The organism is Thalassotalea sp. SU-HH00458, assembly GCF_040362795.1.
In the GTDB taxonomy this organism is placed as follows: domain Bacteria; phylum Pseudomonadota; class Gammaproteobacteria; order Enterobacterales; family Alteromonadaceae; genus Thalassotalea_H; species Thalassotalea_H castellviae.
The window spans coordinates 408,148-417,696 of record NZ_BAABWW010000004.1; the positions used below are offsets into that span (position 1 = coordinate 408,148).

The window sequence follows — 9,549 nt, forward strand, 5'->3', positions numbered from 1 at the left end:
GCCAGAGCTTATCTCTGGCGTTTTTGTTTGACTAACTACTTTTATCAATTTTTATTGAATTAAAAAGCAGCAAAACATTCTATTTCAACTTTGGCATTTAACGCTAAGCCGCTAGCAGCAAAAGCACTTCGAGTAGGTAAAGATGTTGTGAAATATGACTTATAAATATCACTGGCTTTCGACCAATCATTAATATCCGCTAACATTAACGTACATTTTGTTAAATCGGCCATGGTTAAATTGTATTCTTGTAGAACATAACCTATGTTTTTCATGGTTTGATGCATTTGCGCATCAATCGTTTCACCTGCCAATGCCATTGTGCCGGGTAAATTACCAATTTGCCCCGACATCCATAACGTGCCCGCAGCTTTTTTTGCCGGAATAAAAGGCAGTCTAGGATCTGCTCCTCGATAAATAAATTGACCGTTTTTTATCACATGGGCAATTGAATTCAATGCCGATAAATCTTCGCTTGGATTTTCGTGATAAATAACTAAGTTCGCTATTTTATTTTTTTCAATAGAACCGTATTCATTTTCAATACCAATTACTTCAGCACCGTGAATCGTTGCCGCTTGTAAAGACTCAAACGGCGTTAAGCCTGCATCTTTAACTAATAATGTTAGTTCGTGATAAAGCTGTACTTCATCATCGCTAAACGCGTCAGTTCCTGCCGCAATTTTAATGCCTTTTTCATGTGATAAACGGGTCAGCATTTTTGCATGTTGATAACGTTTTTCATTATTTTTAGATGCATTTTTTCGTTTTTCAAAGACCGTAAGAGTTGCATCCAAAATAGTTTCTTTAAGCTTCATGTGTGTTAAAAGCGCAGTATATGCATCAGCATTATTTGAGCGTTTTTCTTGTTCTTTATTAGGGTCAATATTCTTTCGGCGCCAATTTTCGTAATTATCGATAATTTCTGCGGCTAAATCGGGCGCATGCGAAATAGTTTCAACTCCGCCAGCAATGGCTTCACTTGGTTTAGCAGGACCAACATAAGCGTGAGACCACACTTTTAACTGATATTTTTTTGCTGCTTTTGACAGTTTATTCATAAGGTGACCGGGCACTTTTGCATATATTTTTATACCCGTAGCCCCCGTACCTTTCGCCATCAACATTACTTGGTCAAGATCAGTGTCATCATCAACCGCTTTCATCCAAGGTGTATTTCCAGATTCCATACCTTTTGCAGAAGAAACCGTACGCGGATCAGCAAAAAATTCAGCGCCACCAATAATGACAGAGTAGTAAATATCAGGGGATTGTATTTGATCGAGCATTGCTCTACGCGCAAGTGAATTTAAAGCTCGGGTATCACCTCCCATATCACGTACTGAAGTCACACCACCACGAAGAAGTGTTCTTAATCTTTTTCTCGAGTCTCTATCATTATCAAAACCATCAGGATCAGTTGCATGATGAACATGGCTATCAATCAACCCCGGTGAAATATATTTATCTGTCATATCAAAAACAATCGCATGCTCAGGAAGAATTAACGAGCCTTGCTCACCGACATTGACTATGTGCTTATCTATGATAACTATGGTTTGTTGGTGTTTGACAGCAAGTTTTTTTGACATCGAGGACATTAATATTTTTTAATACTATTGTTTGAGAGATAGCTTGATGTGTAATGAAAAGTAACACAGCACTAATAAATCGATTCATATGTATTCCTATCTTAATTATTTTTATACGTTTTAATGTCTCGGGAATTTTTTATCGACGCTGAAAGTTACGCTTTTTATGGGCTTTTTTATCTGAAGATTTATCGCCAAAAGCTTTCTTTCTCGCGCGTTGCTTTTCTTTGCCTTTACTGAGCTTTTTCATCACCGCTTCGGTTTTCGTTAAATCGGGTTCATAACCTGGAAACCATTGTTGTAATAGGCGTCCATCTAACACCTCTTCAACGGCTTTTAACAGCCATTCTTCACTTGGCGCCATTAACGAAATAGCAAGTCCTTCTTTACCTGCTCTACCCGTACGGCCTATGCGATGAATATAGTCTTCTGCAACGTAAGGCAATTCAAAATTGATCACGACATTTAAGTCATGAATATCAATACCTCGAGCGGCAACATCGGTAGCCACTAATGCTCTAGTTTTTCCGGCTTTAAATTCAGCTAAAGCACGCTCTCTTGCCCCTTGCGATTTATCACCATGAATCGATTGCGTTTTAATACCGTCTTTGCACATTTCTTTGGCAAGCTCGTCAGCACCTTGTTTGGTGCGCGTAAATATAAGCACTTGTTGCCAATTTTTTGAACCAATTAAAAAAGAGGTTAATTCACGTTTTCGATCTAAATCTACGGTATAAACTATTTGTTCAACTTTAGCAGCTGCTTGATTTCGTTCACCTATTTCTATGCGTAAAGGATCGGTCAATAAATGTTTACTAAGTGTATAAATGGCATCATCAAATGTGGCTGAAAACAATAAAGTTTGTCGTGTAATTGGCAGACGATTTAGAATCCGATCTATTTCATCTTTAAAGCCTAAATCAAGCATGCGGTCGGCTTCATCAAAGACGATGCACTCAAGCTCAGTGAGCGCTAATGACCCTTTTATGAGATGATCAAGCAAGCGTCCGGGTGTCGCCACTAATACGTCTGCACCTTTATTAAGCGCATCAACTTGCGGATTAATACTGACACCACCATAGGCAACGGCAATATTTAATGAAGTGTTTTCAGCATAGCCAACAAAACTTTTATACACTTGTTGTGCAAGCTCACGCGTAGGCGTTAACACTAAAGCGCGAACAGGACGATGTTCGGGCACATTTTCACTGAGTATTTGCAAAATTGGCAAAGCAAACGCGGCTGTTTTACCTGTGCCGGTTTGCGCTCCAGCCATAATATCTTTTTTCGCTAAGATTGCTGGAATAGCTTGTTGTTGAATTGGAGTAGGCGAACTATACCCTAATGATTTAACGGCATCAGTGAGGGTTTTATCTAAGGCAAAATCAGAGAAATTCATTTGCTTACTTTGACCTTTGCTGAGCTTGTTTTTGCTGTTGTGTTTTTAAAGCATCTTCAAGTTCATCTGGGTAAAACACTAAACCTTGTTCATCTTGGTTTGGAAACACCACAATAGCTAATTCGTCATCGGCCAAGCCATGCGACCATCGACTAAACCATTTATTTAACGAAATAGCTTCAGTTTGACAATCTTGCCATTCTTGAGATATCCAAGAGGCGGCAAAGGCTTCATTCGGCCAAACAGGAATACAGTCTTCATCATCAGTGGTGAGCATCACACAACCATGCTCATCTTTTAAAATCCAAATTTGCTGATTAGCAACCGCTTCCTTTATAAAATATTTTGCGCGTTGTTCGTCGTCATATTTTAAAATACTTTCAATTTGATTTTTATCTATCGCCTGTGCCATCGGCTTTCCTAAAGTGGCTGAATTACTCAACGGCTATTCTACAAAAATTTGCATCTCTTCGCCGATTTGTTTGCGCATTTCCATCAATTTTTTTGCTGACTCGTGTTGTTTAATGTCAGCGGCAGTCTCTGGGATCCACTCTGGAATAGCTATTTTTTGTCCGTGTTCATCAACAGCAACCATAATGACTATACAATGAGTTGTTTTTCTTCGATTTAATGATTTTGGATCACAAGCGTTTACTTCTAGGGCGATATGCATTGAAGAATTACCCGTTAAAATAACTTTTGCTTCTACTTCTACTAAACTGCCAACATGAATAGGTGAAACAAAACGAATGCCACCTGCATACGCGGTAACGCAATAACGACCACTCCAGCCTGCCGCACAAGCGTAAGCGGCTAAATCAATCCATTTCATTACCGCGCCACCATGGACTTTGCCGCCAAAATTTACATCTTGTGGTTCGGCTAAAAATCGTAAAGTGACATCACGTTGTGGTTTATTCATCTTGTTTTCTCTTTTTAGTTAATCTAATCAAATAATACTAGTAGCTCTGTACAGCACAAACTATTCCAACAGTCTTATTAAATTGGTATCGTGATATCCGCTAGATAAATCAATAACATTTAGAGTAAACTATCAAATATCAACAGATAATCACAATTCTTTAAGCACCAAGACTGTGCACTTGCAACAATTCGGACTTATCAATGAAACGATTCACCTACATTACGCTAAAAGTGTTAGCGGCTTTTCTCTTTATTCTTTACCTTTCCGTGTGGCTTGTTTCACCAATAGTTAGTAGCCATTTTATCCAAAAAAACATCAACCAATTCGATTTAATATTAAATGAAAACAGTAGTGTTCGTTATAACCCTTTTATTTCGCAAATCAAAATTGAAGATTTTACGTTAGAGAAAGCTAATAAAACGGTGTTAGCAATCGACAAATTAACGATTGAAATGAACCTATTGCAATTAATTTTCGATAAAGTGCATATCAAATCCGTGATCGCCGATGGTATAAATGGTGGCATATCCGTCGATGGCGAGAACGTAACAATCGCAGGAGTGTCATTATCACAAGCAGCTGATAAACCTTCTGCTGAGCAACCTTCTGAGCCTCAGAGTCCAAAGTCATCAAGCTCTAATACAGCAAAAGCCTATCAGTTAGTGATGCCGCTTTTATCAATCAAAAACAGTAACATTGATGTTTTGTATAATAATCAAGCATTAGAGTTTGAAATCAATGACCTTAAAATTGAGGATTTAGTAGCAGATCAACAAGCACAATCGGCTAGTTTAGTTGCTGACATTAGCTTTGCTGATTCAAAAGTAAACATTAACGCAGATGCTCAGTTAATTAATGGCCAAGGTGAAATCAACAGTGATCTTGATATTTCAAAATTCGACTTATCGTCCGTTCAACCTTGGCTGCCTGAAAACATTGAAAATTTAACAGGGTTAATCTCGTTTAAAAGTCAACAAAAGTTGTTAATTAATGATAATAATCAACAACTTGAACTTGCAGATATTACCCTCACGCTGACTGAACTTGCTACGGTAAATAACAAAGTACAACTTTATGTAGAGCATTCATTAGCTCAATTTTCAAATATTGATGTGAAGTTATCCAATGACCAGCCACCAACAGTTACTGCGAAGGGCCAGTTTGAAGCAGCGAATATCGAGATTATCAATGCTGAGCACCCTCAGTTATTAGTTGCTTCAGTGACAAATATTGCTATTAACACCATTGATCTCGCTACACTTGAAGCCATTCCAACTGTCACACTAAATGCGATAACGGTGAAAGACGCTGTTATTTCTCAAGATAATCAAATTGACTTACCGCCATTAACGCAATTTAGTCAACTATTTGTCGATAACTTGATAGTGTCTCAGCAGGCTGCTGATATAAATACGATCACCTTGTCAGATTTAAAAGTCGACGCCCAGATAAACGCTGACAAAGTATTAACAAGCTTATTACCAATTCAGAGTGTCCAAGCAGTTGAAAAATCGGCAACGGATAGCGATACACCACCAGAAGTAGAATCAACAGAGCAAAGTCAAAAAACAGTCTTTGATTTTAGTTTAAATGATTTTCATTTGATGAATAACGCAAAAATCAATTTTAAAGATCACAGCGTCAAGCCTGCTTTTCAACAAGAATTTACAATAGAAGAATTACAGTTTAATCAGTTAAATTCTCGTCACCCTGAACTTGAAAGTACGTTAAAACTACGTGGCAAAAATAATCGATATGCACACTTTGATTTTAACAGCGTAATGCAACCATTTGTTGAACAGCCCTACTATGCTTTAAAAGGTGGGATCAACGAAGTCAGTTTACCTGCGGTCTCGTCATATATTAAAAATGCGTTGAGTTTTGAAATAAAAACTGGCCAGCTAGATTTCAACATAGATACTAAATTAACCGGCGACAAAATTTCCGGTAACTCGAATATCTTATTACGTGGTTTTGATTTTACCGCCGCTGATGATCATGAAGCAGACTCACTTAAAGATCAAACGGCAATCCCTTTTTCAGTCGCATTAGGCATGTTGAAAGACAGTAAGGGGAATGTCGATTTATCATTGCCGATTTCTGGTAATACTAATGACCCTTCGTTCGGGCTCTCTGGATTCATGTCGTTATTAGTGAAGAAAGCAACTATGATGGCTGCTAAAGATTATCTGATGACCACCTTTGTACCTTATGCCAATGTGGTTAGTGTTGCGATGACTGCCGGTAAAATGTTACTGAAAGTGCGTTTCAATGATTTACCTTTTACGGCCACTCAATCTGAGATATCAAACGAACAGCAAACTTTCATCAAACAATTCGCGGCATTATTAAAAGATAAATCAGACACACAAGTGACTTTATGCCCTGTTGCAACTCCTGTCGATGTAGGTTTGAATGTTGGAGATAAAATAACTGATAGCAAACTCATAGATAAGCTACATCAACTGTCATTATTACGTGTTGAAAATTTTAAGCAGACAATCGTCGACGAATACAATATTGCCAGTTCAAGGTTGTTATTATGTACTCCGCAAATTGATAGTGCTAAAAATGCCCAACCACGCATTACGTTTAACGTAAATTAACAAGGATTATTATGAAAATTTGGGTAGACGCAGATGCTTGTCCGGTGGTGATTAAAGAAATCCTGTTTCGCGCCGCTGAACGAACGAACACGCCGACGACTTTACTAGCGAATCACTACTTAAAAACTCCGCCTTCTAAAGTTATAAGCTTTATTCAAGTCAGTGCTGGTTTTGATGTTGCCGATGATGAAATTGTTAAGCGTGCAAATAAAGATGATTTAGTTATTACTGCAGACATTCCGTTAGCGGCAGAAGTTATCGAAAAAGGCTGTACGGCTTTAAACCCAAGAGGTGAGCTTTATTCTACCAGTAACATTAAGCAAAGACTAAATATGCGTGACTTTATGGATACACTACGGTCAAGTGGTATTGAAACAGGAGGCGTTCCACCTATTAGCCAAAGCGATCGCCAAGCATTTGCTAATAATCTAGACAAGTGGTTGGCAAAACGAAAATAGCATCCTACGTGTTTTTAACGACTAGCCTTATATGGGTCAACCTTCTTTTTAACCGAGTTAGTTGCCGGTTTAGACGTCGATTTAGTTGATGTTTGCTTGGCAGACTGTGGTTTTCTTCGACCTGGTTTTGTATTGCTATTTTCTCGCTTACTTGTATCAGTATGCTTTTTATTCTTACTTGGCGGCTTATTTCCCTTAGCGTTTGCCGCCGAACGTTGACCATCTTTATGTTCTGATTTATTCGCTTTTATTTTCTTAGGCTTTTTAGCTTTTAACGGTCGAATAGCTCGCGATGGTGGTAATTCATTTATTGCTTCAAATCCAGGTTCAACTTTACGGGTTATATGCTGTTGAATAACATATTCAATGTCTTGTAATTCTTTATGTTCATCCGCACACACTAATGAAATGGCATGACCTTCTGCTCCTGCACGACCTGTTCGGCCAATTCTATGAACATAATCTTCAGGTACGTTGGGTAATTCAAAATTAACGACCTGTGGAAGTTGGTCTATATCTAAGCCACGAGCAGCAATATCTGTAGCAACTAACACCCTTACTTCACCCGATTTAAAATTCGCTAAAGCCTTGGTGCGCGCGCCTTGGCTTTTATTGCCATGAATTGCCGCAGCATTAATGCCTTGCGATTCTAGATCACGGGTTAATTTATTCGCGCCATGCTTGGTTCGTGTGAAAATCAGTACTTGTTGCCAATTATTTTCTTTAATTAAATAACTGACTAACTTAGCTTTCTTCTTTTTATCCGTTGGAATAACGATTTGCTGTACTGTTTTTGCTGTAGTATTTTCAGGGCTCACAGAAATTTCAACTGGGTTATTGACTAACCCTTTGGCTAACGCTCTAATGTCGGGAGAAAATGTCGCAGAGAATAATAGATTTTGACGTTGTTGAGGCAGTAGTGCGATTATTTTTTTAATATCACGAATGAAGCCCATATCAAGCATTCTGTCAGCTTCATCAAGGACAAACATTTCAATTTGAGAAAACTTAATGGCATTTTGATTATATAGATCTAACAAACGACCGGGGGTAGCTACTAAAATATCCGTGCCTTGCCTCAAGCGCATCATTTGAGGGTTAATTTTTACTCCACCAAACACTACCGCAGAAGTTAATGGTAACTCAGCACCATAAGTAGCGACACTTTCTGCGACTTGTGCCGCTAACTCTCTTGTGGGTGTCAATACTAATACTCGTGTGTGATTAGCTTTGGCTTTTTGCCCTTTTATCAATAACTGTAAAATAGGTAAGGTAAAACCCGCTGTTTTTCCTGTACCTGTTTGTGCTGCAGCCATGACATCTTTACCCGATAGAACCGCAGGAATAGCTTGCGCTTGAATAGGTGATGGCTCTGTATAACCTTTCTTTTCAATGGCAGATAAAATTTTACTTGATAAGGCTAATGAGGAAAAACTCATATTGGTTCTCTTAGATGTTTAAATCGGTTGATTTTTTGCGGCGGTGAAGAATACAGTATAGTGTATTTAACTGCAATTTAATGTACTGGGTAGTTAAATTGATAGCCCTTAGATCTAACAGATTTAATTATTTGTTCAGATAACCCAACTCGCTTTAATTTCCGGCGAATTCTCGCTATTTTAATATCTATCGAGCGATCAATTCCATTATAATCAGCCCCTTTTAATACTTTTAAAATCAATTGTCGTGAAACTATCTCACCTCGCTTTGTCGCAATAAAATAGAATAGTTCATATTCTTCTTGGGTCAGACGTAATGCTTGCCCTTCATAATAACAATCCGCATTATTTGGTTGAAATTCTATATCATCAAAAAGTATTACTTGATTCACATCAATCGCTTTAGGTCGCACACCTAACCGTTTAATTCGTTGATAGAGTATTTCAAAAGGAGCTTTTTTATTGACATAATCATCAGCCCCTAAACCAAATGATGTAACTTCAGCTTCAATAGAATCAGACGCGGTTAAAAAAACAATGCCTCCTTGGTAGAACTCTCTAAGTTCTTGGCAAATTTCAAAACCATTTTTATCCGGTAAATTGATATCTAATAGAATAATATCGGGATTAATACTGATAACTTTTCTTATCGCAGCAGAGCCATTAAAAACCTGTGCAACTTCAAAACCTTTATTTTCTAATTGAACTTTTAAAGAAAAGGAAACCAAATTATCATCTTCAATGATGAGTACTTTTTTCATAAGGCATTATAGTAGTTATTTTATTTAGCCATTTATTCTTTAATCTTATACAGCTTTATTAATTGATCAATCTTTTCTAGTTAAATCCCAATATGTACTCGTTGAATTATCAGGTTTTTATTAAGTTAACTTACTGATAAGTTTATATTCTTAATAAATACATACTTTAAATTAAATGTATAAATTAAAGATAATATTCTATATATGAAAAAGCCCGCAGCTGTTGCTACGGGCTTTAGAATGATGGTGGAGGGAGGTGGATTCGAACCACCGAAGGCGGAGCCGTCAGATTTACAGTCTGATCCCTTTGGCCACTCGGGAACCCCTCCACAGGGACGAAAAGCCCGACATAATAGTCGAGCTTTTCTA

The 9,549-nt window shown here is 37.8% G+C and carries 8 protein-coding genes and 1 tRNA gene; 2 read left to right on the plus strand and 7 right to left on the minus strand.

All coding sequences use genetic code 11. The features are described 5' to 3' along the window. Window positions 1–59: 59 nt before the first annotated feature. The 4 genes from ABXH06_RS08725 to ABXH06_RS08740 all read right to left on the minus strand — a co-directional run bounded on the left by ABXH06_RS08725 (window position 60) and on the right by ABXH06_RS08740 (window position 3,913). On the minus strand, window positions 60–1,592 hold the full coding sequence (locus ABXH06_RS08725; RefSeq protein WP_353517981.1) for an amidohydrolase family protein: 1,533 nt from the start codon (window positions 1,590–1,592) through the stop codon (window positions 60–62). A 139-nt stretch (window positions 1,593–1,731) separates the two neighbouring features. Then, complete coding sequence (locus ABXH06_RS08730) at window positions 1,732–2,991, minus strand: DEAD/DEAH box helicase (RefSeq protein WP_311581152.1); 1,260 nt, start codon at window positions 2,989–2,991, stop codon at window positions 1,732–1,734. Between the two features lie 4 nt (window positions 2,992–2,995). Beyond that, window positions 2,996–3,403 (minus strand): DUF2750 domain-containing protein, encoded by a 408-nt coding sequence (locus ABXH06_RS08735; protein ID WP_353517982.1) that lies wholly within the window; start codon window positions 3,401–3,403, stop codon window positions 2,996–2,998. Between the two features lie 33 nt (window positions 3,404–3,436). Then, window positions 3,437–3,913, minus strand: coding sequence for an acyl-CoA thioesterase (locus ABXH06_RS08740; RefSeq protein ID WP_311581155.1), 477 nt, complete (start codon window positions 3,911–3,913; stop codon window positions 3,437–3,439). 203 nt (window positions 3,914–4,116) lie between these two features. On the opposite strand from ABXH06_RS08740, the gene ABXH06_RS08745 reads away from it, so the two are divergent. Then, window positions 4,117–6,522 (plus strand): DUF748 domain-containing protein, encoded by a 2,406-nt coding sequence (locus tag ABXH06_RS08745; RefSeq protein WP_353517983.1) that lies wholly within the window; start codon window positions 4,117–4,119, stop codon window positions 6,520–6,522. Between the two features lie 11 nt (window positions 6,523–6,533). Beyond that, window positions 6,534–6,980: a YaiI/YqxD family protein gene (locus ABXH06_RS08750; protein WP_353517984.1), complete on the plus strand. Its 447-nt coding sequence runs from the start codon at window positions 6,534–6,536 to the stop codon at window positions 6,978–6,980. A gap of 14 nt (window positions 6,981–6,994) precedes the next feature. Here the strand turns inward: ABXH06_RS08750 and ABXH06_RS08755 are convergent, their stop codons facing one another. The 3 genes from ABXH06_RS08755 to ABXH06_RS08765 form a co-directional block, all read right to left on the minus strand. Continuing rightward, a complete protein-coding gene (locus ABXH06_RS08755; protein ID WP_353517985.1) occupies window positions 6,995–8,419 on the minus strand; it encodes a DEAD/DEAH box helicase in 1,425 nt (474 codons plus the stop codon). Between the two features lie 77 nt (window positions 8,420–8,496). Then, on the minus strand, window positions 8,497–9,180 hold the full coding sequence (locus ABXH06_RS08760; RefSeq protein ID WP_353517986.1) for a response regulator transcription factor: 684 nt from the start codon (window positions 9,178–9,180) through the stop codon (window positions 8,497–8,499). 244 nt (window positions 9,181–9,424) lie between these two features. Further along, window positions 9,425–9,509: transfer RNA gene (locus ABXH06_RS08765), tRNA-Tyr, on the minus strand. Window positions 9,510–9,549: the final 40 nt, after the last annotated feature.

Coding starts and splice junctions, on each gene's coding strand:
- ABXH06_RS08735 (WP_353517982.1), bottom strand. CDS start 3,403: ATGGCACAGGCGATAGATAAAAATCAAATTGAAAGTATTTTAAAATAT.
- ABXH06_RS08755 (WP_353517985.1), bottom strand. CDS start 8,419: ATGAGTTTTTCCTCATTAGCCTTATCAAGTAAAATTTTATCTGCCATT.
- ABXH06_RS08725 (WP_353517981.1), bottom strand. CDS start 1,592: ATGTCAAAAAAACTTGCTGTCAAACACCAACAAACCATAGTTATCATA.
- ABXH06_RS08740 (WP_311581155.1), bottom strand. CDS start 3,913: ATGAATAAACCACAACGTGATGTCACTTTACGATTTTTAGCCGAACCA.
- ABXH06_RS08750 (WP_353517984.1), top strand. CDS start 6,534: ATGAAAATTTGGGTAGACGCAGATGCTTGTCCGGTGGTGATTAAAGAA.
- ABXH06_RS08745 (WP_353517983.1), top strand. CDS start 4,117: ATGAAACGATTCACCTACATTACGCTAAAAGTGTTAGCGGCTTTTCTC.
- ABXH06_RS08760 (WP_353517986.1), bottom strand. CDS start 9,180: ATGAAAAAAGTACTCATCATTGAAGATGATAATTTGGTTTCCTTTTCT.
- ABXH06_RS08730 (WP_311581152.1), bottom strand. CDS start 2,991: ATGAATTTCTCTGATTTTGCCTTAGATAAAACCCTCACTGATGCCGTT.